The organism is Lysinibacillus sp. UGB7 (assembly GCF_049058285.1).
GTDB classification, from domain to species: Bacteria; Bacillota; Bacilli; order Bacillales_A; family Planococcaceae; genus Lysinibacillus; species Lysinibacillus sphaericus_B.
This window is the reverse complement of record NZ_JBMGUV010000019.1, coordinates 21,818-46,994: the sequence shown is the minus strand read 5'-3', so window position 1 is coordinate 46,994 and position 25,177 is coordinate 21,818. Positions and strand designations below refer to the sequence as shown.

Genomic DNA, 25,177 nt, shown 5'->3' with positions numbered 1-25,177 from the left:
TATTAAGACAAAAAGGGACTATTCAGACTATTAGGCTTCACTTGCATTTAAAATTTTGTAGCGTTTATGGTTGATGACCGTTTTCTCTTCAATTTCCAGGGAATCAAAATTCTCCATATATGTTAAATCAACGATCACCGAATTTTCATTTACTTTTTCAACAATACCTTGTAAACCATTTTTAAACTCGATAATATTTCCAACTTCAGCTATTTTCACAGACAGTCAGCTCCTTCATCGACTAATAATATACAGTTTGCATGAAAAAAAGGGAAACGTAAAGCTTTTTTTGAATAATTCATAATATATTACACAAAATAAGAAATAAGAAGGGAATAGTAAAAATGGATAAATATGAACTTATGCTTAAGCAATTACAAAATGGGGAAATAAACAGTATCGAAATTGATAAGGACGAGTTTTATGAATTTCGAGAAGTACTAGTAAATCATCCTTTCTTTAAACATTATAGAGGAGATGCACAACAAAATGGGCGCGTAATCTATACTTATTTGGAAATACCTAGAAGTTAATTTGTCGAACATTGTCGGAAGTTAATGCTGTAAGAAATGAAATATAAATGTATAATAATGGTATGATTATTTGTATGTTGGAGGGTTGTATGAATGGTCAATCTACTCTTGAAACAAATGGAACAAACTCGTGAGATGATGATTCGCTCCGGTGTAGAAAACGGGTTACAAAATGCAAAAACCATTCAACTGAGTCGCAGATTAGATCAGTTAATGAATACTTACTATAGACAGACAGCATTTGAAGAAAATGAAGATCATGATGATTTGTTTCAGTATTCAGAGTAAAAACTTTTAAAAAAGATGTTTAAAAAGCAGTTATTGGGGAATAATTATAATTGAACACAGCAACATTCTCATTTCCCCCTTTAGAGCAGTGATAACCCATCACCTGCTCTCTTTTTTTTGCTTATTCGGTATATATGCAATACGCGGAAATTTTAGTACAAGACATATGAAGAGTTTGAATTATTGCACTAATTCAACTACGCTGGAAACACATATAAAAGGCTAATCATTGTTCTCAGAGCGACAAGTAATATGAATTGTATCGGATCCGGGAATTTGTCGAATAGCTTTTATAACAAAGGAGTAGTTACATATGGGAAAAGAACGTATTGCATTTATTGGTGCTGGTGTTATGGGGGCTAGCATCATCAAGCATCTATTACAAAATGGTCATGAAGTTTCAGTTTATACACGGACGAAAGAAAAAGCACAGCCACTTTTGGTATTAGGCGCAAGTTGGGCAAGTTCACCTGCCGAGGCATTTAAAGATAAGGATATTGCACTTACAATGGTTGGTTACCCGGCAGATGTTGAAGAAGTTTACTTTGGTGACAATGGTCTATTCCAAACAGCCGAGGCTGGTAATATCGTCATTGATATGACAACCTCAGAGCCGACTCTTGCAAAAAAAATATATGCACATGCACAGACGATGAAAGTCGAGGCATTAGATGCACCCGTTTCTGGTGGAGATGTAGGTGCTCAGAATGGTACATTGTCGATTATGGTTGGAGGAAATCAGGCTACATTCAATAATGTCTTATCCGTTATGAGTCATTTTGGAGCAAATATTGTTTATCAAGGTGAAGCAGGTGCCGGACAGCATGCAAAAATGTGCAATCAAATCGTTATTTCTTCTGGTATGATTGGTGTGTGTGAGGCATTAGCTTACGGTTTAAAGGCTGGACTTGATTTGCCAACAGTATTAGAGTCGATTTCTTCAGGAGCTGCCGGATCATGGTCTTTAAGCAATCTGGCGCCACGTATGATTAAGGAAGACTATGCTCCAGGCTTTTACATTAAGCATTTTTTGAAGGATATGAAAATCGCTTTAGATGAAGCAAAGAACATGGGTATTGTGTTACCAGGTTTAGCTCTTGCGTATGACATGTACGAAAAGTTAATTGAAGCAGGTTATGGTGACAAAGGTACACAGACGCTAATTAAGGCTTATCGATAAATATTTGTATGAAAGTAATTTGTGTAATGTCACCATAGAGAAATAATGTATATTATTGAGTACGCTTTAAAAATTGAAATCTAAAATTAGAAAACCCGAAGTAATCATCTTTTTAAGAAAGATGGATACTTCGGGTTTTCATCTATAATAAGCTGCTACTCACTACCACACAGAAAATAGCGAGTTGCGAATGCATTACTCTTTTTCAAAAAGTTTTGCGTCTAAAGAATAACTTGATGCCCCAGCAAGCGCAAAGTATAAGGCCATTGCACCTAAAGCTAAATCTAATTCATAACCAGCTAAGCCGTCTGCACCGATAAAGCCCACGCTAAGTTTTGCAGTAAAAATGGCAACAATCATTGTCACTGTCAGTAAAGCGCCAAAAATTCTTGTACCTAAACCTAAAATAATTGCTGCTCCTCCGACTAGTTCTATAATGGCAACAATATAAGCCATGAAACCAGGTATACCAATCACATCAAAATAATCAGCTGTGAATCCGATACCTCCTTGAAACTTTTGAAAACCATGAACTGCAAAAATGATACCCAGTACGACACGTAAAATAGTTGATCCGATATTTTGCATAGTGTAACAACTCCTCTTATTCTTTTACTTACATTTCGTAACTTAGTTTATTTTTAAAAACAACTTTTGTCAAGTAACTAAATTTTATTTTTGTAACTGACCATGGCAAAAATGATATACTCTTAAATAGGTAAAAATATATTGGAGGCAGCTAAATTGGAGCAAAAAAAAATTTGTCCACGATTTGAAAAGGCACTGAAAATATTAAATCATCGTTGGAACACGTTGCTTATATATCAATTATTAGAAGGTCCTCAACGATTCTCAAGCATTAAAAATAACTTGAATATTAGCAGTCGTGTGTTAACGGAGCGATTAAAAGAATTAGAGATCGAGCATATCGTAATACGTACAGTTATTCCATCAACCCCCGTAGTGATTGAGTATGGGCTGACAGAAAAAGGATATGCACTCGCGCCAGTTCTTAAAGCTATTGAACAATGGTCTGCTATGTGGGTGGATTCAGAAGATTAGTGCAATGGATATCCGAGCGAGGGGGCTTGGATATCTTTTTTAATGAGTACATTCATTATCATGAAATATTTAAATGTATTTTTGGGGAGGCTGTTCCAAAGTTAAAAACAATAGGCTTAAAGTTTTTAGTGTGCTATTGTTTGAAGCGCTTTTTAGGTAGCTCCTATATTGTATAAATGTTAAAAGGCGTTCTTAAATGTGAAATCCGCACCAGTCCTTTGCATAACCATGCTGGTCAGATGTGATGTTATATCTGTCTTTCAGTTCACAATATATATTGTAAATAATATTAATTTTATTTAAACAAAAGGTATTTTTTAATACAGCATGGAATTAATTTAATATTATAAGAAAAGAAAAGGAGGGGTTTAATGAAGCAGAGGCCAGCAGGAGAAGCACAGCATCGCAGTCAGCTAGCACTTTATTTATCACTGCCAATAATGTCTTGGGCATTTTATGATTTTGCTAATACAATATTTTCTTCTAATATAAATACAATTTTTTTCCCATTCTACATGGATGAAGTGTTAGGGACGAATGAAGTGATGCAGCAAGTGGCCAGTACATTCATTTCTTATGCAAATGCCTTAGCAAGTTTTTTCCTTGTGGTGTTTTCACCATTATTTGGGGTATGGATTGATAATACCGGTTATAAAAAAAGATTTATCGTATGGTTTGCATCTATTTCTATTTTCTTTACCTTTATGATGGGTATTTTTGCGAATTCAGATTGGACAACAAATTTTTCAGGCGTACCACTTAGTTTATTTTTAGTAGTTGCCAGTTTCGTAATTGCGAAATTCTTTTTTAATTCAAGTCTCGTATTCTATGATTCCATGATGGGTGACTTAGGTTCAAAAGCTGAAATGCCACTTATTTCTGGCTATGGAGTGGCGATAGGTTATTTAGGTACAATTTTTGGGTTACTCGTTTATTTATATGTTGGCAGCAGTGATTTCCATCGTGCTTTTATTCCAACGGCGATTTTGTATTTATTATTTTCATTGCCATTATTTTTTATTAATAAAGATACGCCAATTCCAAAAGCGCGACGTAAAACAATTAAGTTTATCGATGGCTATAAGGAAATTATCCAAACTTTTAAGGATATGAAACAATATAAAGCAATTTTTACTTTTATGATTGCTTATTTCTTTATAAATGATGCTATTGCTACAACTATTGCAATGATGGCTGTTTATGCTACAACAATCGTTGGCTTTACTTCCGGTCAATTTATTATTCTCTATTTAGTGTCTACGGTCTCTACAATTATTGGCTCACTCGTATTTGGCTACATTACAAAAGCGATAGGAGCCAAACGAGCAATTACTATGGTAGCCCTCATCATGATTATTGCTTTATTCTTTGCCGTATTTGCTACGGAACAATGGATGTTTTGGATTGCTGGTAGCTTGTTTGGTATATCGTTAGGCTCCATGTGGGTAACTTCTAGAACGTATATTATAGAGCTATCACCTAATGACAAGCGTGGCCAATTTTTCGGATTATTTGCTTTTTCGGGTAAAGTATCTTCAATAATAGGACCAGCTATCTATGGAACGATCACATTATGGATGAGGGACTATGGTACCTTAGCAAGCCGCGTTGCATTATCCACATTAATTGTGATGACGGTAATTGGTCTACTGGTTCATTTAAAAGTTAATGATAATAATGGAAATAGCAAGTAGGAGAAATGTATCGCCTATGATACAATTGAATTATTAATAGAAGTTGAACAGAAAGGAGCGGGGTTGCTTTGGAACATAAAGGCATCTTATTAGAAAGTGGCACAAATGAGCTAGAGATCGTTGAATTTGAAGTAGCTAACAATAAATTCGGTATTAATGTTATTAAAGTGAAAGAAATTATTCAACCAATTCAAGTAACATTTATTCCACACGCGCACCCGCATGTAGAAGGAATTATTCAATTACGAGGTGAGGTATTACCGGTTGTTGATATGCTGCGAGTGTTGGGCATTCAAAATGCAGTACGTAATCCGCAACAAAAATATATTGTTGCGGAGTTTAATAAACAACGCGTTGTATTCCATGTAGATAACGTAACGCAAATTCATCGTATTTCATGGGATCAAATTGAAAAACCATCAGATATGTATCAGGGTGGGACTTCACAGGTAATCGGTGTCATTAAGCAAAATGAACAAATGATTCTATTACTTGATTTTGAAAAAATTATGGTGGATATCAATCCTGATTCTGGTATTAGTGTCGAATCTGTGAAAAAACTTGGTAAACGCGATCGCTCAGAAAAGCGTATTTTAATCGCTGAGGATTCACCTTTATTACGTAAATTATTATTCGATACGATGAATGAAGCAGGCTATGTGAATGTCGAGTTTTTCGAAAATGGCCGTGATGCTTATGATTACTTAGAATCACTTACGAAAAGTGGAAATGATGTTACGGAGCATATTCAATTAGTTGTAACAGATATTGAAATGCCACAAATGGATGGCCATCATTTAACACGTAAAATTAAAGAGCACCCAGACTTGCAAAAGCTGCCTGTTATCATCTTCTCAAGTTTAATTACAGATGACCTCCGTCATAAAGGTGACCAGGTTGGGGCAGAGGACCAAATTAGTAAACCAGAAATTGCAGAGCTTATTTTACGCGTAGATCAACTCATCGTATAGAGTTGGAGAAAAGATACTTCACAATTTTAATAATGGGTATCCTGAAAGTATATTAATAAACAAAAGAAAGTCGGATACCTTTTAGGTTCCGACTTTTTTGTATAAATCATGGTATTGCTAACACATGCTAATAAGACAAGGATGATTTTTCGGCGTAAAGGAAGTGTATTATTTGGATGGTTTGAAAATGGCTATTATTGATATTGGCTCGAATACCATTCGATTAGTCCTTTATCAATATGATAAAGAAGAGGGACTTCGAGAGCTTGGCAATATTAAAACGGTTGCTCGTTTGCGTACATATTTGCAGCCGTCAGGTGAAATGTCTGACGAGGGCATTCAGGTCCTTACAGAAACTTTGTTAACCTTTAAAGCGATGCTCGATGATTTTGAAGTTGTCGATGTAAAAGCTGCTGCCACTGCGGCAATTCGCCAGGCTACGAATAGAGAGAAGATTATTACTTTAATGCAGGAGCGGACAGGCATTCAAATTGAGTTGTTGTCCGAGGAAGAAGAGGCTTACTACGGCTATGTTGCTGTAGTACATTCCATAGGAACGCAATCTGCAGTGACCATTGATATTGGTGGTGGTAGTACGGAAATAACACTTTTCGAAAATAAGCAGCTAAAAAAAACCTACAGTTTTCCTTTCGGTACAGTATCTCTAAAGCAGCGTTTCGTTAAAGGTGACATATTGAACAGCAGTGAAAAAAAAGAGCTCGTTGCGTTTGTGAAGGAGCAGTTCACATCGCTTCCTTGGATTCAACAGGTTGGATTGCCGGTAATTGCAATTGGTGGTAGTGCGCGAAACATCGCCCAAATTCATCAACAACAGTGTGAATATCCTATCGCTAGTGTGCACGGCTATGAAATACCAAAGCAGGATTTAGATAAGCTAAGTTTGTTTTTAGGGAATTTAAGCTTTACTGAATTGAAACAGTTAGATGGACTATCCACTGATCGTGCGGATATTATTGTGCCGGCATTAGAAGTATTCCGTGTACTAATGGAAGTTGTAGGCAGTGATGTGTTCCAGTTAACGAAAAAAGGTCTACGTGAAGGACTTATTATTCACCGTATTTTACAAACTGATGAGAGTGCTTTTGATAAATACAATGTATTTGAGGGAAACGCAAGAAGGCTAGCAAGACAGTATGGACGCACCGGGGCAGAAGTTGATTATTTAATGCTTTTAGCAGATCAATTGTACCGTGAATGTTGCCATTTAAGTTATTTGCAATTTGACGCTATGGACTTGCAATTATTCAGAAAAGCCGCCATGTTCTTTAATATTGGCGAATATATAGAATTAAGCTCTGCTAGCCAACATACTTTTTATTTAATTGCCAATCAGTCTATCGATGGTTTGAACCACAAAGAACGTGTAAAATTAGCACTTTTGGCTTCGTATAAAAATAAAGATTATTATCAGCGATTCGCTACGCCATTTACAGAATGGATGAGTCGTGAAGAATATCGAAAAATACGTGATCTTGGTGCACTTTTAAAGTTTGTCTATTCATTAAATGTGTCAAAACGCAATATTGTCCATGCAATTGAGATGCATAAAGGTGACGGTTTTGCACAACTCGACGTTTATGTGAAAAATAATGCGGCCGCTGAAAAATATCAAGCGAATCGACATAAAAAGCATCTAGAGCGCACATTAAAGATACCTATCAAAGTTAACTTTATTGAAGAAGGGTGGAAAAATAATGACAACTGAAGTAACGAACGATCGCTTACACGAAGAAGAACATTCAGAAACACATAACCGATTACTGGAGGAAATTGCAAAGCCTCAATATTATAATAACCGAGAATTGAGTTGGCTTGCTTTCAATGAGCGTGTTTTAGAAGAAGCGGAGGATGTAAATAATCCTCTGCTAGAACGCTTGAAATTTTTGGCGATATTTAGTTCAAATTTAGATGAATTTTTCATGGTGCGTGTAGCAGGTCTTCAAGATCAGGTCCGTGCTGGTTTTCATAAGCCTGAAAATAAATCAGGTTTAACGCCAAAGGAGCAATTAGCAAAGATAGCCGAGCGCACGCAAGCGTTAGTAAGACGACAAACGGAAGTATATCGACACCTAATTTATGATTTATTACCACAACATAATGTACATATAGCAGACATGAAGGACTTAACAAGTACGCAAAAGGCGTTCATCAATGAAATGTTTGCTGAAACAATCTTCCCTGTTCTAACGCCAGTAGCGGTTGATGCGTATCGTCCTTTTCCTACACTATTAGGTAAGACATTAAATTTACTCGTATTATTAGAACAAGATGAATCGGATTCTGAAAATCGTGAAAGAGTAGCGATTGTGCAAGTACCATCTGTCTTGGATCGTTATATTAAAGTACCTTCATTGGAGGGAGAAACGGTTGTTGTGTTACTTGAGGATGTCATTGTAGCGCATATTGACAAACTATTCTACGGCTATAGTGTGAAGTCGGCACAGGCTTTCCGTTTAACGCGTAATGCAGATTTAACGATTCACGAAGAAGGTGCACGTGACCTATTGGTGGAAATAGAAAAAGAGTTGAAGAAACGCAAATGGGGTGTGGGCAGTCGTCTAGAGGTGCGTGTAGGTGAAATGAATGAAGAGGTACTTGCTTACTTACTAGAGGAATTTGAAATTGAAGGAACGGATGTTTTCCATATTGATGGGCCTTTAGATTTAACTTTTATGTTCTCGTTTGTAAAAGGGATTGCTGTAGGGCGTGAGCATTTAGAGTACGAAAGTTTTATCCCACAACCACCATTGGATTTACAATCAGATGAAAATATTTTTGAAAAAGCATTGCAACAGGATATTTTCTTCCATCATCCATACGAGTCATTTGTACCAATTGTCGATTTTATCGCGGAGGCAGCCGTCAATCCAAACGTATTAGCGATAAAACAAACTTTGTACCGTGTTAGTGGTAATTCCCCAATTATCCAGGCATTAAAGCTAGCAGCGGAAAATGGTAAGCAGGTGACTGTTTTAGTAGAACTAAAGGCACGTTTCGATGAAGAAAATAATGTACATTGGGCGAAGCAACTTGAACAAGCTGGGTGCTTAGTCATTTATGGTATGAACAATTTAAAGACGCACTCCAAAATAACACTTGTTGTCAGCCGTCGTAACGGTAAAATAGAACGCTTTGTGCATCTCGGTACAGGAAATTATAATGATGCAACTGCAAAAATTTATACAGATATGGGCATCATTACTTCAGATAAGGAATTTGGTATTGATGCGACCAATTTCTTTAACTATTTAAGCGGATATACTGAAAAGCCGATTTTCAACCATTTAGTTGTGGCACCATTTGATATTCGAGATGAATTTATTCGATTAATGGATGAGGAGATTGCTTGCCATAATAAATACGGAAATGGTTTTATCCGTGCAAAAATGAATTCATTAACGGATAAGGATCTAATGATGAAGTTATATGAGGCATCGATTGCGGGGGTGAAGGTAGAGCTCATTATTCGAGGCATTTGCTGTATTCGACCTGGCATTCCAGGGATTAGTGATAATATAACCGTAACAAGTATTGTTGGGCGCTTCCTTGAGCACTCACGTATTTATTGGTTCCACCACAATGGGGACAACAAAGTTTATCTATCTTCAGCGGATATGATGACACGTAATATGATTAAGCGTGTTGAAATTTTATTCCCTGTATATGCAAGTGAAGCAAAAGCCCGTATTATTGACATTATGAACAAACAATTAGAGGATACAGCCAAAGCACGTATCCAAGACTCGAATGGAAAATATCATTATAAGGAGTTTGACCGTAGTGAGGACCCCATTAATAGTCAGGAGATTTTTTTAAAGGATGCACTCAAGCCGACGCTAGACGAAGAATAATTTACATTTTTTAGATATTGAATAGAGTAAACACGCTACTTAGTGAGGGATATAATGAAAAAAAATAAAGTGAATGTAGCGCAATTTGCCAGCTATCATCAAGTGACACAGCTCAATCCATTTGATGCAGTAGTATGCTTAAGTAAAGTGAATACAGAAGCATATGATATCGTCGATTATAATGATAAACTACCGTCTTTTATTGAGCTACAGGATGCAAAAGCCATCAAAGCGAACTGTTTTTTTACAGAGCAAGGCTGGCAGCAAATATTAACTATTTTACAACAGGAGCTTAATGTTGTTCGAACGGTGGAACTCTATACGGGGCGCCAATTAAAAACATTTGCAGTTAGTGTGCAACGAATAGACGACGAAATTGTCGCTATAATACTACGTGAAGAACAGAACGACACGAAGCGCTATCTGCAATTTGTTGAACAGCATGTAAGTCCTGTGTTAACGACAGATTTACAAGGGCGTATTATTCATCAAAATATTGCTGCTACCTCCCTCTTACCAAAAGAAAACTGCCTGGTCGGATTAGATATTTTTTCATTATTAGAAAGCAAGTATTTAAACGAATTTAAATTGTTATTTTCAAAAACTATCAAGGGTTCTGCATATAGCATGCCAAAATGCTTATTCCATGGTCAATTGTTGAGTAACGAACCATTTTATTTACGTACGCATCCAACATATTATCATGGTGAAATAGTAGGCGTGCATCTATTTGTAAAAGATGCAGATTCGTTTATGAATGAACAAGAGGCTTTTTATTACCTTGCACTAATGGATGAATTAACTGGTATTTGGAATCGTAAGGCGTTTAAGGAACACTGGCTACATCATTTGAACGACAAGAAGAATGGCAATAGGCAGGTCGCCCTTATTTTAGTGGACATAGATCGTTTTAAAAAATTCAATGAATCCCTTGGTGAAGGGAAAGGCGATGAGCTTATGCGCAAGTTTAGCCAAAGACTGAGTGAGCTTTGCCACTCAAAGTGCTCACTTTATCGCTATAATAGTGATGAATTTATTTTCATCTTAAAAGATGCATCAATCAACAAAATTGAGCATATTGCGAATTCAATTTTAGAGGTGTTAAAACAACCATTCATGATTGATGGTCAGGAATACTTTATTAGCGTATCCATTGGTATCTCACTTAGCCCAGCGGATGGAAAAGATTTAGAAACACTTGTCAGAAAAGCAGATCAAGCACTATTTTCAGTTAAAGAGCATGGACGTTCACATTTCCGTTATTATCGAGAAGATATGACAACAGTTTTCCCTAATGAGGCATTGATGGAGGCGCATTTACGCCGAGCTATTGAATTTAATGAGTTGAGCATTCATTTACAGCCTCAAATGGATTTAAATAATAATAGTATAAATAGCTTCGAAGCGTTATTACGGTGGAATAATCGTAAATTTGGCTTTGTTTCACCTGCACAGTTTATTCCTATTGCAGAAGCATCTGGCTTAATAATAGAGATAGGTGATTGGATTATTGATGAGGTATGTCGCTATCAAAAAGAGTGGCATATGAAAGGCTATCGACCTGTGCGTATTGCTATTAATATTTCACCTAAGCAATTTAGAAAAGAAAACTTTGCACGGAAAATTAAAGCAGCTTTGAAGAAGTATAATGTCTCACCGGAATTAATAGAAGTAGAAATTACGGAAAGCTCAATGACAAATGTCCATGAAACGTTTTCCATTTTAACGGAATTGAAGCAGTTAGGCGTTTTTGTTTCAGTGGATGATTTTGGCACAGGTTATTCATCACTTAGTTATTTAAAACGTTATCCAATTGATATTATTAAAATAGATCAATCGTTTATTGCCGACATTGAAAAAGATGATAAAAACGAAGCGATAATTAAGGCTATTATTTCAATGTCTCATAATTTAGGACTTGAGGTGATTGCAGAGGGCATTGAAGAACCTTCACAAGTTGCCTTTTTAAAACGTCATCATTGTCAAAAAGGACAGGGCTATTTATATAACAAGCCATTGCCCGTTGAATCTATAGTAAAAAAATATTTTGTCAGTTAAAAACAGTAAATAAAAACAGTCGCACTTCACCACACATTTTAGGTGAATGCTACTGTTTTTTTATGTTAATTCACTTCGTATGACGATGAAGAAGCCTCCATTGTCATTCCATTTAATACAACTGCTGTAAAGTGTGCCATTTCAGTAACTAAATCAAAATCTTCATTATGAATTAACCAATCATAGACATTCGCTCGCATGCAACGTTGTATAATCTTTTGCATGTGTGTCGCTTGTAAATCTTGACGAAACTCACCAAGTTCAATTCCCTCCTCAATATAAGTATTAAGGATCTGGAAAATTTTACGGTGAGGGCTAATTAAATAATGTTCTTTTTCTACTTGGTTGGTCATTGCAGCAGTATAAACAGTCCGCAATAAATCCTTTCCAACAATGTTTGTTAAATACAGCATTTGCTCTTTGTAAAGCAAAAGTATTTTCTCGGTTGCAGGCAAGCTACGATCAATACTTTTCTCTACGGTGCTGTAAAAACTATCGAGCTCTTTAAATTTTTCTAAAATAACATCGTATTTAGAAGGGAAGTGTGTATAGAACGTCCCTTTTGATACATGACAAGCTTTGGTAATTTGTTCAACAGATACATGTTCGTAGCCATATTTATTAAATAAATTTAAGGATGTTTTTAGTAACTTGTCTCGGGTTTCTAACGCCCTTTTCTGGCGAGTAGTTAATGAATACATACTCCTTTTCCTCCCCCAAAATATACTATAATAATTTATATAACAATTTTTCAGAAAATAACAAATTTTAATTGACGTGATAGATTGACATTGATTATGATTTAATTGACCGCAGTCAATGACCATGGTCGTTCAAATTGTTTCGTTCTTAATGTTACGACAAAAAAATAAAGTTGGCTAGTGTATCATCCAGCTTAATTTGTGGTTTTTTAAGACACGAGGGAGTCAAACGAAGGAGAGTATAGGAATTGTCGGCTTAGGTTATATGAGATTATCGATGGCTATAAATTCAACACAAATCCATCATGCCAATTAGTGAATCTATCCAGCTATATATCAGCACAAGGCTATGAAAAAAATGATATGTCAGATGCTTATTTAAGTTTAAAAGAAAGATGCAAAATCAAACAAATTTAAAGGAGGACAATACGATGACAACAGCACAAGAAGTTAAAACATTAACGCATTTCATTGGTGGCGAAATGATCGAGGGAAAAAGTGGGCGATATGGTTCGGTATACAATCCAACAACAGGCGAGGTTATCGGAAAAGTTCCGCTAGCAACGGAAGAAGAGACTCGTGAGGCCATTGCGAAGGCACAAACAGCATTTCCAAAATGGCGAGATACATCAGTATCTAAACGTGCAGAAATCGTATTGAAATTCCGTAATTTGGTCACTGAGAATATAGATGAATTATTACAAATTATTTGTAGAGAAAGTGGTAAAACAGTAGAGGATGCGACAGGTGAGATTACAAGAGGACTTGAATCTGTAGATTTAGCAATTGGCGCACCTCATTTAGTAAAAGGCGAGTATTCTGTCAACGTTGGTGGTCAAATAAACGCCTATTCAGCTAAATATCCACTAGGGGTTGTAGCAGCAATTTCACCATTTAACTTCCCGATAATGGTGCCATTAGCCCAAACAAGTATGGCCATTGCTGTCGGGAATGCGGTTGTATTAAAAGCATCTGAACGTGTACCAATGACTTCATTGTATGTCAGTGAATTATGGAAAAAGGCCGGCTTACCAGATGGCATTTGGACAGTTGTCAATGGTGATAAGGATGCTGTAAATGAAATTCTAGCAAACCCTACAGTACAAGCAATTTCATTTGTAGGATCGACACCGGTTGCACAGTATATCTATGAAACAGGGGCAAAATACGGTAAACGTGTTACTGCGCTTGGTGGCGGTAAAAACAATATGGTCGTAATGCCGGATGCAGATCTTGAGCAAGTAGGGAATGCATTTATTGGTGCGGCTTACGGTGCAGCATCCCAACGTTGTATGGCAATTTCTACAATTATGCCTGTAGGGCAAGACACTGCAAATCGTCTTGTTGCTATTTTAAAGGAGAAAATTTCTGCATTAAAAGTGGGTTCATATACGGAGGCTGATAGTGATTTTGGTCCAGTGATTTCACAGCAATCTAAAGATGCCATTTTAGCAGCAATCGATCGCGGAGAGTCAGAAGGTGCGACTGTCGTATGTGATGGTCGTGACTTAGAAATTGTCAAAGAATCAAAAGGTTTCTTTGTAGGTCCAACATTACTAGATAACGTGAAACCAGGTATGGAGATTTATGAACAAGAAGTGTTTGGTCCAGTTCGTAATGTTGTACGTGTTGATTCATTAGATGAAGCGATTGAACTAATCAATCAGCATGAACTTGGAAATGGTGTCACAATTTTTACGAACGATGGTTTTGCTGCTCGTAAATTCACAACTGAAATTGATGTCGGAATGGTTGGTGTGAATGTTCCTATTCCGATTCCAGTCGGTTATCACAACTTTGCAGGATTCAAAGGGTCTCGTTTTGGCGAAGGTCATATGTTTGGGCCAGATCAAGCACGTTTCTTTACAAAAACGAAAACCGTTTCAGAACGCTGGATGACAAGTAATGCGTCCCCTGCATCAACATTTGCATTCCCAAGTAATAACGATTAACTAAGAAAGGAGCTGTAACTCTTGATAAATGAGTACAGCTTTTTTTACAAAGGCTTGTTATGCTTCGGTTTTTATAAATTGGTGGTACTTTAGTTATGGCTGATTTAGTATCGGGTGGTCAAACGAGTGCAATGCCTTTACTGGCACCCCACGGGATGGTATCGAGGTTGAGGAAGTACTTGAGCAAGTTCTTTACCCACTTGTTCCACAAAAACGCTTGCTAGATGTTTCAGAAATTACGGGACTTGCGCTCTATTTAGCGAGTGATGTGGCAAAAGGTTTAACGGGTCAGGCGATTGTATTGGATGGCGGATATACAGCACAATAGGTAAGGGGGAGACGTTATGATTCAAACGAAAACAATTTTCACAGTAAATTCTCCGGGGACGATGATTTATGGTCGAGATTCTTTTGAAGAAGTAGGGGTTTATGCAAAAAAATTAGGGACGAGAGCATTGATTATCAGTGATCCGATTATGAATAGTTTAGGTTTTGTCAATCAATGCAACACACTCTTAACAACCCAAGGATTGCATGTAGTTTCGTATTTAGGGGTAACAACTGAGCCAATTGATTCGTTTGTAACAGAAGGGCTTAATATTTTGCAAGCAGAGAACTGTGATGTCATCATTTCACTAGGCGGAGGCAGCTGCATTGACACAGCGAAAGCCATTGCGGTGGTCGCGACAAATGGTGGCTATATAGGGAATTATATGAAAATGAAAAAGGTTGCTGACCATACACCGATTCCACACATCGCGATACCGACAACTGCTGGTACAGGATCGGAAGCAACAGATGCAACTGTCATTACAAACACGAAAAATGACATCAAAATGATGATTAAGCAACCTGCGTTTATGCCAACTATTGCAATTGTTGATCCCATGTTAACAATTACTTCGCCGCCAGCAATAACTGCGGCAACCGGCATTGATGCATTGAGTCATGCAATCGAGAGCTATTTATCACGCTTATCACATCCATACTCTGATGTACTTGCATTATCTGCGATGGAGTTAATTGTCAATAACATACTGAAAGTTTATGAACATGGAGACGATATTGATGCCCGTGAGGCCATGTCACTTGGTTCAATGCAAGCAGGTCTCTCATTCTCCAATGCCTCTGTAGCCTTAGTTCACGGTATGTCTCGTCCTGTCGGGGCACTATTTCATGTACCGCATGGAATTTCTAATGCGATGTTACTGCCAGTAGTATTAGAATATTCAAAAGATGCATGTGTTGATCGATTAGCAGACCTTGGTAATTTTTTTAATAAAGATGGGACTTGGTTAACGCAAGATGAACTTGCCGATTTAGCGATTGTTTCAATAAAGGAAATGTGTAAGATCATGAACATTGGTAATTTACAGCAATGGGGCATTGACAAAGGTGCCTTTTATGCGGCAATTCCAAAAATGGCTGCTGATGCAATTGCCAGCGGTAGCCCAGGTAATAATCCGAAAGAGCCAACACATGATGAGTTAATAGAGCTGTATAAAATGGCTTATCATTTTGAATTTTAGAAAGATAATGAAAAAGATAATATCTTTCAGACAGTAGACAAACTCAAAAAATTGGTTTTGGTTACTGTCTTTTTTCTTTTCAATATAGAAGTATCTATATGAACCCGTTGCTTTCCGCGGGCATGGCTTCAGTTTCCTCGTCGCTATGCTCCTGTGGGGCCTTTTCGCTCATGCTATTCCCGCAGAAGTCGCCGCCTGCGCTCCAATCAACTCTTGTACGTTTATAGATGATTGAGGTGATGGATAGGATGACGAAAAATATAAATAATTGAAGCAAGAAGCAAAATCAATTAGAGATGCTTACATCTGAAAATCATTGAACGTACTATATGAAAAGATATTATCTTTTCATATAGTGACAAAAGGTATTCGTAATGCCCCGAATACCTTTTGAAAATTTATCAGAAATATTCGTTACAAATAGCCCCTATTAACGAGGTTAGTACGCTACGAGCAACTTCTTTTTCCATTTTTGGACGTAGCCATGTCTAATTAGCTGCTTCTTCAAATTCATGGCAGCAAAAATAAACATCGCCTGCAAGGACAATTTTTTAATCCGTCGTAAGTTTGTCCAACACATATCTTACGCAGCAGCAAATACACGATCAATCGTTTCTTTTCGACGTGCATAGATTTGTGTTATTCGTTGAATAGCTCGCTTTTTTTGATTGCGTTGTTTGTAGAGAAGGAAGTTTTACTTTATCCTGCAATAGCGGTCAGTATGATGCCAACTGATTGAAGCGTATTTTTGTAGAATTTATATGACATTTTCGAGAAAATATAGTAGAATTTATGAATGAATGGCTATTCATTTTATAAAGGGGGAATTAGTATGTTGCAAGGCAAAACAATACTTATTACTGGTGGCTCAAGTGGGATGGGGCTTTATATGGCGAAGCAATTCGTTACAGAAGGGGCAAATGTGATTATTACGGGTCGTAATGAAGAGCGTTTGCAAGAGGCCAAAGAATTTATCTTAGAATCAGGCGCAACAATTGAAACATTTCAAATGGATGTCCGAGTGCCCGAACATGCGGAAGCAATGATCGCATTTGCCGTTGAAAAATTTGGGCAAATTGATGGACTTGTGAATAATGCAGCTGGCAATTTTATTGTCCACGCAGAGGATTTAACGCCTAACGGTTGGAAAGCTGTAGTAGATATCGTGTTAAATGGTACATTTTACTGTTCATCAGCCGTTGGAAAGTATTGGATCAAAAACAATATAAAAGGTTCGATGCTTAATATGGTTGCAACTTATGCTTGGAATGCAGGCGCTGGTGTGATTCATTCAGCAGCAGCGAAAGCAGGTGTATTATCAGTAACAAGAACGTTAGCGGTCGAATGGGGCAAACAATATGGAATTCGTGTAAATGCAATCGCTCCGGGTCCAATTGAACGCACAGGCGGAGCGGATAAATTGTGGGAATCAGAAGCGGCAGCTGCTCGTACAATTGATTCAGTACCATTAGGAAGAATTGGGACACCTGAGGAAGTGGCCGATTTAGCTACATTTATGATGTCCGATAAGTCACGCTATATGAATGGTGAATGTGTCACACTTGATGGTGGACAATGGCTAAATCAATACCCATTTTAATCAATAATTTTTTTGCATAATGAAGAGCTGGATTGACGCATACTAAGGGTAAAGAAAGGAGTCTTGCCTTATGGGTATGTGGTTAATACCAGCTCTTATTGCGATTACCATCATTGCTGTCATTTCTTTCGTTTCCACTTTACGAATTGCCAAAATGACATCGGAACGAAATTCAGAAAAAGATACGCCAATTTCTGAAACTGTGGAAGAATATGCAACAATGCTGAATCCAATTGTTTGGGTGTATGCTATCTTCTTACTTTTTTTAGGCATTGTTATCTTTTACTACTGGAGTCAGGCAGGGTATTAAAAGTATAGTTAAAACTAAGTATCAAATTTGCGTGAGCAGATTTGATACTTAGTTTTGATCAAAATGCTAAAATCATTCATTGTTCTTGAAAAACTCTTCTCGACCTTGTCGTGGTCATATACGGAAAAATTATGATATGATAAAAGGGAAGCATCCTGTTCTGCAAAGCAAGGACAGAAAAGGAGAAGAAGTTCATGATTTCAACTAACAGCAAAGACTTATTAGCAATGCCAATTAGTGAATTTGTTATTTCATCCGAAAAGGTTGCACATGTACAGATTGGGAATAGTGCCGAACATGCACTCCTGGTACTGACACGTACAGGATATTCGTCAATACCTGTATTAGATTTGAAATATCGACTTCAAGGGTTACTCAGTATGAAAATGATTACAGAGGCGATTTTAGGGCTCGATCATATTGAATATGAAAAATTACCTGATATAAAAGTTGATTCGATAATGGATAAAAATATAGCTGTTATCAAACTGACGGATACATTTCAACGTGCATTAGATTTAGTCATTAATCATGCCTTTTTATGTGCAGTGGACGAAGAAGGTACGTTCGCAGGGATTTTAACGAGACGTGTTATATTAAAGCAGTTAAAAAAATATATTTATCAAACAGAAAAGTAGTTTAAGAGGGGACTCGGATGTAAATCATGAGGCCCCCTTTGCCTGTAATGGAGGTCTAGGTAATTGATGGCAACGGAAGCAGAAATATTGAAAATATTAGCTGAGGAACGTAATATGCGGAAAGCAGCTGAGCGGTTGTTTTTATCGCAGCCAGCGCTCTCACAACGGTTGCAATCGATTGAAAAAGAATGGGGTGCACAGCTTTTTATTCGTTCACAGAAGGGACTAACAGCGACACCAGCTGGTGAGCTAGTTATCGCTTATGCGATCGAGATGCTTGCTAAAAAAGAAGAAATTTTTGAAACGATTCAATCTTTAACAACAAAAGTCAACGGTACACTTAAAATTGCTTGCGCTTCAATTGTCGGACAAAACTGGCTTCCGAAAATATTAAAGGATTTTGTATCGAAATATCCTGAAGCAAAAATCTCGCTTATGACTGGTTGGAGCTCGGAAATTGTCAAGGCCTTGTATGAGGGAGAGGCGCATATTGGTATTGTACGTGGACAGGTCGACTGGAAGGGGGAAAAGATTCACCTTTTCCGTGATACTCTTTACTTAGTAGATCAAGAATTGAAAACCATTGAAGATGTGCTAACGACAGATCGCCCATTCATCCAATTTAAAAGTGATTCGAATTATTATCAGGAAATTCAACAATGGTGGCAACGACATTTTGCATCGAATCCGAGACGACAAATCTTGGTTGATCAGATTGAGACTTGTAAGCAAATGGCATTGAATGGAATCGGTTATGCCATTCTCCCTTCCATCACATTAAATGAGCATGATGGTATCAATAAAATTGCGCTGACTAACAATGAAAAAGAATTTGGTTTAACGCGAGATACATGGTTAATAGGCTATGAATCTTCTTTTGAGTTACGTCAAGTACAGGCTTTTGTAGAAGTCGTACAAGATCATGCGCGTTGCCTGTTTGATTATACAAAATAGAACATAGTTGAACAAAAAAAGAGGGGTAGTCCCAAGGTGATTTATGCATCACATTTGGGATTGCCCTTTTTTGTCTACCTATCTAAATCTTAAGAGTTTATGAATATTCATGAAGATATCATAAGAAATGGAACAAAATGCAATTTAAATCGTATAATTATGTAATCATCTATATGTTAAGTAAAAAAGGGGTTGAGCTTTTGAAAAAAACGAAGATCACGGCACTTATTCTACTATTAATGTTTGTTATGAGCTTTATGCTTCCTGTTTCACAGGCGACCGCCGCACCGACTTTAGAAGTGCAGGCGAAAGCTGGAATGGTAGGAAAAGCAAAATATCAATCTGTAGTGCCATTACAAGTAACAATAAAAAATAATGGTGCAGATTTTTCGGGGGACATGGCAATTAATGCCTCAAGTTCCTATGAGGCTGCATCGGCACTTGTACTGCCTCTAGATATAGCAGCAGGTGAAGAAAAAACTGTTGAGTTATATTTGGATGGACTAGCAGACTATAGTTATTCAGATGCGGATTTGTTTGCCTTTTATGAGGGGAGCATTGAAAAAGGGAAAAAAGTTGCCTATAAAGGAACAAAACGTTTACAAGCAAACTTTTTAGATCCATCAGCAATATTTGTCTATACGTTAACGGAGAAAAGCGATCGCTTATCTGCTTATTTGCGCTTATCGCAATTTATTCCATCAAGTAATGTGGAAGTTTTTAATTTGAATCAAATAAAAGATTTTACTTTGCCAGAGGATGCACAGGGCTACGCGATGGCAAATATTATTGCCGTCGATGAAATTTCCATTGTGGATTTATCTCAAAATCAACAAGAAGCTCTACTGAAATGGGTACAGGATGGAGGTACTTTACTTCTTGGTGCTTCTGATCAAGTAAATACAACAGCGGGCATTTTTAAAGATTATTTACCGCTTACTTTATCACAACAAATGCAGACGATTTCAGCAAATAGTTTAACAAAATTATCTGGCGGAGGTATTTTTACTAAGGATATTTCCGTCTATACAGCAACGGATAATGAAGGAAGCGTTCCTGTTTTAAAAGATAATGATACAACGCTAGCTGCAAAGAAAAAGCTAGGTAGTGGGGAAATTGTGCAAACAACGTTTTCGTTAGGGGATGAGCCTTTAGCTTCAATGGATGGATACTTAGCATTAACTGCAAACATGTTAAATATTCAAAGTTTGTCTCAACAAGGTATAATGCAAGGTCAATCAACAATGGATCAGATTTCTTATGAGCTACGTACCATAAATGAACTATTCCCATCATTCGAAGTGTCCGTCAGCTACATGTTAATCGTCATCGTTCTCTATATTTTAATTATCGGACCTATTTTGTATTTTGTCTTGAAAAAGATGGATAAGCGTGAACATGCATGGTGGTTAATACCGGCCATTTCAGTTGCATTATCTATTGCGCTCTTTATTTTCGGCGCTAAAGATCGTATTGTTCAGCCACAAGCACAGCAATCAGCTTTTTATAAAGTAAATGAGGATAGTAGTGTAAACGGCTACTATGTAGAATCGATTTTAACAAATCGTAGCGGTGATTTTGTTGTAGAGGCAGATAAAGATACAACTGCACTGGCATTACGTAGAAATAATAATTTTACTGGAACAATGGGCGATTTACATGAAACATCGTATATTAAGGAACATGCTAATGGTTCAACATTAACATTACGCAATTTAAGTTATTGGTCTGTTCAATCATTTGCAGGAAAAACAACTGCAAAAAACATCGGTAAGATGGATATCGATATTACGTTAAAAAATGAAAAACTTTCCGGGTCCATTAAGAATAATTTCCCGTTCAAGTTGAAAGATGTAACGTTAATCTCGGGTATTAAGGAAGTAAAGCTTGGTGATATAGAGCCGAACGGAACACTAAAGGTAGACAAAGAACTGAAGTCAACGGTCCTGCAAAAGCCGTCTTCGTTTAATAGTTACAATTATAATTACCCAACGAAGAAAGAAGATGTAGACCCACTACGTATCGAGCGCATGAAAACGTTCGCACTACCGCTTGCAGAAAGTGACAAGCAACCTGTAATTACGGCTTGGGCAGAGCAAGCAATTGTTGGCGTAGAGCTTGAAACAAGTGCTAACATGTCACCTATCTCTTATTTCATCCAGCCATTTGAAGGAAAAGTAAATCTGTCAGGTCCATTTACCATGAAACGTACCAACTTTACTTATACAGTGAGTCCGCAATCAGCGAATGCCTATTATGAAAAAATAGACGAGCAACTAAATAACTGGTATCTATCAGATGGTTTATTTGAAGTCACGATGGCTTTGCCAGATAATTTTATGGCATCCGTTCAATCATTAAATGAACTTGTTATTTCAAATAAGGACGTGAAGCGCATGCAGCTTTCCATTTGGAATAATGAAACGAGCATCTTTGAGCCACTAGTAGATACAAAGCAAGCATTTACAGAAAATATTACCCAATACTTAAATGAAAATGATGAACTACTTGTACAAATTAAATTTGGACCAGATCAAACTGGCGAACAGACAAAATTACCAGATATAGAGCTGAAAGGAGTGGCGAAGGAATGATTGAAATTCGTGATTTAACCAAAAGATATGGCTCCTTTACAGCGTTAGACCATTTAAACCTATCACTTGAGGAGGGGGTTGTGTTCGGCTTTGTTGGAGCCAATGGTGCTGGTAAATCGACAACATTTTCGATTTTAGCAACATTACTATCTCCGACTTCTGGCGATGCCCTTATCAACGGCAAAAGCGTCATCAAGGAACCAAAGGAAGTACGCAAGCAAATCGGCTATATGCCAGATTTCTTTGGTGTTTATGATCAGCTAAAAGTAGATGAATATTTAGATTTTTATGGTGCTAGTTATGGCATTGGTGCGACGGAACGGAAAGTGTTAATTCCACAGCTGTTAGAGCTTGTAAATTTAACAAATAAGCGTTTTGATTATGTAGATTTACTATCACGAGGCATGAAGCAACGGTTATGTCTTGCTCGCGCCTTAATCCACGATCCGAAAGTATTGATTTTGGATGAGCCAGCTTCTGGACTTGACCCGCGTGCGCGCGTAGAGATGCGTGATATTTTAAGAAATTTAAAATCCATGGGGAAAACCATTCTAATCTCCTCACATATATTGCCTGAACTGGCGGAAATGTGTGATGAAATTGGTGTTATAGATAATGGAAAACTAATTGCCCATGGCAATGTTGCAACGATTCAAGCGCAATTGCAAGGGGAAAAGCGCATTGTTATAAAAGTAGTAGAGCGTTTAAACGAGGTACGTGCATTTTTAGAAGAAGATCCACTTATTTCATCCATTGATGTTATGGACAATCGCTTAGAGATAGCCTTTAATTACCGAGGAACAGATGCGGAACAAGTAACACTTCTCAAAAAAGCAATACTGAAAGACTTACCAATTTATGCACTAAGTGAAGAAGAAAAGGATTTAGAAGATGTCTTTATGGCGATTACGAAGGGAGCGGACAATCATTGATGGAGCGATTTTATAATCCGGTACTCGTAAAAGAATTGAAGTTACGCTTTCGTTCTTTTAAAAGCTTTTCAGGCTTAATGTTTTATTTAGCGGTTATTTGTATTTTTATCGCAGGTTTTTTACTACTGACGACTGAATTTACAGGAAAGGGCTTCTTTAGACCCGATACGAGTTTTATGATGTTTGCTGTGTTAACGATTTTACAAATGGCGTTGGTTCTATTTATCACTCCAAGTTTAACAGCGGGTGCTATTAGTAGTGAACGCGAAAAGCAAACTTTAAATATTTTACTAACAACAACACAAAGTTCCACACAAATTGTGATTGGGAAATTATTTTCTTCGGTGGCATTTTTAGTATTAATGCTAATCGCAGGGCTACCTTTGTATAGTTTAGTATTTTTATTTGGTGGGGTATCACCTTCCCAATTAGTTTCTATATTTTTATTTTATTTAGTAACGGTTATTGCGATTGGTAGTATCGGGGTAATGTTCTCAACAATTACGAAGAAAACAATAGTTGCCATGATTGCTACGTACGGCTCGATTATCTTTTTAGGTGGAATCACAGCGTTTTTCTTCTTTTTAACAATGGCTTTCCATCAAATGGGGAATGCCATAGGGACGGGTACTTCCTATATGACTTACTTCTGGGCATCTATAAACCCAGGAGCATTAATGCTGACACTTATTTCACCAGAAATGGGGGATGCTTTAGCAGAACTTTCAGGTGTTGATTTACCAGTGTGGATTATTTATTTACTAGTTTATATAGTCATTATTGTACTTAGTTTAACAATTGCCATTAAAAAATTACGTGCCAACATGAAAAGCAATCGATGAGGAGGAAACCTTATGGAGCGTCGTAAGCAATTACAAAAATATATTCAGCGTGCAAAAACGAGTTTAACATTCGAAAGAAGTATTCCTATCGCACAGTACGGCTTGTTTTTGGCATTGCTCTCGAGTGCTTCACTCATCCTTGTTTCAAGGTTATTTGTCTGGACATATTACCGTCAAAGCGCATTAGCTGTTTTTATAGTTGGGATAGTTGCAACAATCGTCTTTGTGTGGTGGAAGCGCGTGAGAGAGAAAGAGGCATTACACACACTCGATCAATATTTTTCACATAATGAACTTGTTACAGCTTTGTCATTTAAAGAAGACGAAGATCCATTGGTTCAATCACTACTTGCAAAAGCAGTCCAAAAGGCAGAAAAAGCGTTCTCGGAATTTAAAGCAAGAAAGAAAGCGCTGTTTCGACCAAAGGCATTCATTGGACTATTTGCAACAAGTATCATGTTAGCGGTGCTCTATATGTTCCCGGCTACTACGCAAATTGAAGCCATTGAGGTAGAAAAAGAAAAGGCAGTCATTGAGGACATAAAAAAAGAAGTTGCTAAGTTAGAAAAAAAGGCAGAAACAAAAGAAGTGAAAGAGCAGTTAAAAGAATTACAAAACACATTAAAAGAGGCAGATACAGCTGAAGAGGCATTACGTGAAGTCGTGAAAAAGCAGAAAGAACTTGCGTTAAAGGAACAGCAATTGAAGGATAAGCAAACAGCAAGTAAAGAAGGTGCTGCTGAAGGTCAAGGCTTATCGAAGGAAGAAGTCGAACAGTTAAAAGAGCTTGCTCAAATGCAGCAGAACCTAACGCAAAATGCGAATGCTACTCAAACAGCAATGAGCAAGCTGGGTAAGCCTGCAAGTAATTCATTACAAAATGCTATTGCAAGTGCTAATAGCGCAAACAACAATCAACAAAACAGTAGTAATGCCAATCAAAATCAATCGGGCAATTCACAACCAAGCAGTCAACAAGGTCAAGCAGGACAAAATAATGCCAAAAATGGCTCGCAACAGGCAAGCGGGAATGGTCAGGCGCAAGGCTCTCAACAAAGCAATCAACAAGGACAAGGTAATGGTCAAGGCAATGGACAGGGTCAAGGTCAGGGTCAGGGTCAGGGTCAAGGAAATGGTTCTGGATCAGGTTCTGGCTCTGGCCAGGGTTCTGGGTCAGGTGGGAAAGGTGCAGGATCAGGCCAAGGCAGTCGTGATTTATTAACGACACCAAATAGAATTGGAGGCTCTAGTGAAACATCTGTAGATGGTGGAGCATTAGGAGACGGCTCGCATGTTTCAGAACAACAAGGAAATGGCCCTATTACAAAGGGATCGATTCGACCATATGATGAAGCTATAGGCGCTTATAAAGACAGTTTTTTAGAAAGCTCAGAGCGTTTGCAATTACCAAAAGATTTACAAAATGTCGTGCAATCTTATTTCACGTCAATTGAGTCGCAGTAGGAG

Annotated in this window: 22 protein-coding genes and 2 pseudogenes; 20 read left to right on the top strand and 4 right to left on the bottom strand. The window is 37.4% G+C overall.

What is annotated here, in order from left to right; translation table 11 throughout:
• Positions 1-30: 30 nt before the first annotated feature.
• Positions 31-219, bottom strand: coding sequence for a YkvS family protein (locus ACOMCU_RS17125; protein WP_010858198.1), 189 nt, complete (start codon positions 217-219; stop codon positions 31-33).
• A 125-nt stretch (positions 220-344) separates the two neighbouring features.
• On the opposite strand from ACOMCU_RS17125, the gene ACOMCU_RS17120 reads away from it, so the two are divergent.
• The 3 genes from ACOMCU_RS17120 (at position 345) to ACOMCU_RS17110 (ending at position 2,001) form a co-directional block, all read left to right on the top strand.
• On the top strand, positions 345-533 hold the full coding sequence (locus ACOMCU_RS17120; RefSeq protein WP_421050827.1) for a hypothetical protein: 189 nt from the start codon (positions 345-347) through the stop codon (positions 531-533).
• A 93-nt stretch (positions 534-626) separates the two neighbouring features.
• Positions 627-821, top strand: a complete 195-nt coding sequence (locus tag ACOMCU_RS17115) for an aspartyl-phosphate phosphatase Spo0E family protein (protein WP_010858200.1) — start codon at positions 627-629, stop codon at positions 819-821.
• A 313-nt stretch (positions 822-1,134) separates the two neighbouring features.
• Positions 1,135-2,001, top strand: coding sequence for an NAD(P)-dependent oxidoreductase (locus tag ACOMCU_RS17110; RefSeq protein WP_421050826.1), 867 nt, complete (start codon positions 1,135-1,137; stop codon positions 1,999-2,001).
• Between the two features lie 195 nt (positions 2,002-2,196).
• On the opposite strand, the gene ACOMCU_RS17105 is transcribed toward ACOMCU_RS17110, so the two are convergent.
• Entirely contained in the window at positions 2,197-2,589 is a 393-nt protein-coding gene (locus ACOMCU_RS17105; RefSeq protein WP_010858202.1) for a DoxX family protein, read from the bottom strand.
• Positions 2,590-2,745: 156 nt separating this feature from the next.
• Between ACOMCU_RS17105 and ACOMCU_RS17100 the strand changes: the two genes are divergently transcribed.
• The 6 genes from ACOMCU_RS17100 (at position 2,746) to ACOMCU_RS17075 (ending at position 11,658) form a co-directional block, all read left to right on the top strand.
• Positions 2,746-3,063: a winged helix-turn-helix transcriptional regulator gene (locus ACOMCU_RS17100; RefSeq protein WP_010858203.1), complete on the top strand. Its 318-nt coding sequence runs from the start codon at positions 2,746-2,748 to the stop codon at positions 3,061-3,063.
• Positions 3,064-3,434: 371 nt separating this feature from the next.
• Positions 3,435-4,757, top strand: a complete 1,323-nt coding sequence (locus ACOMCU_RS17095) for an MFS transporter (RefSeq protein WP_421050823.1) — start codon at positions 3,435-3,437, stop codon at positions 4,755-4,757.
• Between the two features lie 68 nt (positions 4,758-4,825).
• On the top strand, positions 4,826-5,728 hold the full coding sequence (locus ACOMCU_RS17090) for a chemotaxis protein (protein WP_010858205.1): 903 nt from the start codon (positions 4,826-4,828) through the stop codon (positions 5,726-5,728).
• A gap of 172 nt (positions 5,729-5,900) precedes the next feature.
• The gene (locus tag ACOMCU_RS17085; RefSeq protein WP_421050821.1) at positions 5,901-7,454 is read left to right on the top strand and encodes a Ppx/GppA family phosphatase; all 1,554 of its coding nucleotides are present in this window, start codon (positions 5,901-5,903) and stop codon (positions 7,452-7,454) included.
• Positions 7,444-9,600 (top strand): RNA degradosome polyphosphate kinase, encoded by a 2,157-nt coding sequence (locus tag ACOMCU_RS17080; protein ID WP_421050820.1) that lies wholly within the window; start codon positions 7,444-7,446, stop codon positions 9,598-9,600. The genes ACOMCU_RS17085 and ACOMCU_RS17080 overlap by 11 nt, the downstream gene beginning before the upstream one ends.
• 54 nt (positions 9,601-9,654) lie before the next feature.
• A complete protein-coding gene (locus ACOMCU_RS17075; protein WP_421050819.1) occupies positions 9,655-11,658 on the top strand; it encodes a putative bifunctional diguanylate cyclase/phosphodiesterase in 2,004 nt (667 codons plus the stop codon).
• Between the two features lie 65 nt (positions 11,659-11,723).
• Here ACOMCU_RS17075 and ACOMCU_RS17070 read toward each other — a convergent pair whose 3' ends face one another.
• A complete protein-coding gene (locus ACOMCU_RS17070; RefSeq protein ID WP_010858209.1) occupies positions 11,724-12,359 on the bottom strand; it encodes a TetR/AcrR family transcriptional regulator in 636 nt (211 codons plus the stop codon).
• A 431-nt stretch (positions 12,360-12,790) separates the two neighbouring features.
• Here ACOMCU_RS17070 and ACOMCU_RS17065 point away from each other — a divergent pair, with 431 nt between their 5' ends.
• The 3 genes and pseudogenes from ACOMCU_RS17065 to ACOMCU_RS17055 all read left to right on the top strand — a co-directional run bounded on the left by ACOMCU_RS17065 (position 12,791) and on the right by ACOMCU_RS17055 (position 15,840).
• A complete protein-coding gene (locus ACOMCU_RS17065) occupies positions 12,791-14,311 on the top strand; it encodes a CoA-acylating methylmalonate-semialdehyde dehydrogenase (protein WP_010858210.1) in 1,521 nt (506 codons plus the stop codon).
• A 157-nt stretch (positions 14,312-14,468) separates the two neighbouring features.
• A pseudogene (locus ACOMCU_RS17060) lies at positions 14,469-14,639 on the top strand (SDR family oxidoreductase); the annotation flags it as partial.
• Between the two features lie 16 nt (positions 14,640-14,655).
• Positions 14,656-15,840, top strand: coding sequence for an iron-containing alcohol dehydrogenase (locus ACOMCU_RS17055; protein ID WP_421050818.1), 1,185 nt, complete (start codon positions 14,656-14,658; stop codon positions 15,838-15,840).
• A gap of 439 nt (positions 15,841-16,279) precedes the next feature.
• Here ACOMCU_RS17055 and ACOMCU_RS17050 read toward each other — a convergent pair.
• A pseudogene (locus ACOMCU_RS17050) lies at positions 16,280-16,483 on the bottom strand (IS5/IS1182 family transposase); the annotation flags it as partial.
• Positions 16,484-16,672: 189 nt separating this feature from the next.
• Between ACOMCU_RS17050 and fadH the strand changes: the two are divergent.
• The 8 genes from fadH to ACOMCU_RS17010 all read left to right on the top strand — a co-directional run bounded on the left by fadH (position 16,673) and on the right by ACOMCU_RS17010 (position 25,174).
• The gene (gene fadH / locus ACOMCU_RS17045; RefSeq protein WP_421050817.1) at positions 16,673-17,440 is read left to right on the top strand and encodes a 2,4-dienoyl-CoA reductase; all 768 of its coding nucleotides are present in this window, start codon (positions 16,673-16,675) and stop codon (positions 17,438-17,440) included.
• 70 nt (positions 17,441-17,510) lie between these two features.
• Positions 17,511-17,750 carry a hypothetical protein gene (locus ACOMCU_RS17040; protein WP_010858213.1) on the top strand — a complete coding sequence of 80 codons (240 nt, stop codon included), beginning with the start codon at positions 17,511-17,513 and terminating at the stop codon, positions 17,748-17,750.
• 194 nt (positions 17,751-17,944) lie between these two features.
• Entirely contained in the window at positions 17,945-18,388 is a 444-nt protein-coding gene (cbpB, locus tag ACOMCU_RS17035; protein ID WP_010858214.1) for a cyclic-di-AMP-binding protein CbpB, read from the top strand.
• Positions 18,389-18,454: 66 nt separating this feature from the next.
• Positions 18,455-19,342, top strand: a complete 888-nt coding sequence (locus tag ACOMCU_RS17030) for a LysR family transcriptional regulator (RefSeq protein ID WP_010858215.1) — start codon at positions 18,455-18,457, stop codon at positions 19,340-19,342.
• Positions 19,343-19,542: 200 nt separating this feature from the next.
• Positions 19,543-21,936, top strand: coding sequence for a hypothetical protein (locus tag ACOMCU_RS17025; RefSeq protein ID WP_421050816.1), 2,394 nt, complete (start codon positions 19,543-19,545; stop codon positions 21,934-21,936).
• Positions 21,933-22,868: an ABC transporter ATP-binding protein gene (locus ACOMCU_RS17020; RefSeq protein WP_010858217.1), complete on the top strand. Its 936-nt coding sequence runs from the start codon at positions 21,933-21,935 to the stop codon at positions 22,866-22,868. Before ACOMCU_RS17025 ends, ACOMCU_RS17020 begins: the two co-directional genes overlap by 4 nt.
• Positions 22,865-23,710, top strand: a complete 846-nt coding sequence (locus tag ACOMCU_RS17015; protein WP_080647634.1) for an ABC transporter permease — start codon at positions 22,865-22,867, stop codon at positions 23,708-23,710. Before ACOMCU_RS17020 ends, ACOMCU_RS17015 begins: the two co-directional genes overlap by 4 nt.
• 12 nt (positions 23,711-23,722) lie before the next feature.
• Complete coding sequence (locus ACOMCU_RS17010) at positions 23,723-25,174, top strand: hypothetical protein (RefSeq protein ID WP_421050815.1); 1,452 nt, start codon at positions 23,723-23,725, stop codon at positions 25,172-25,174.
• Positions 25,175-25,177: the final 3 nt, after the last annotated feature.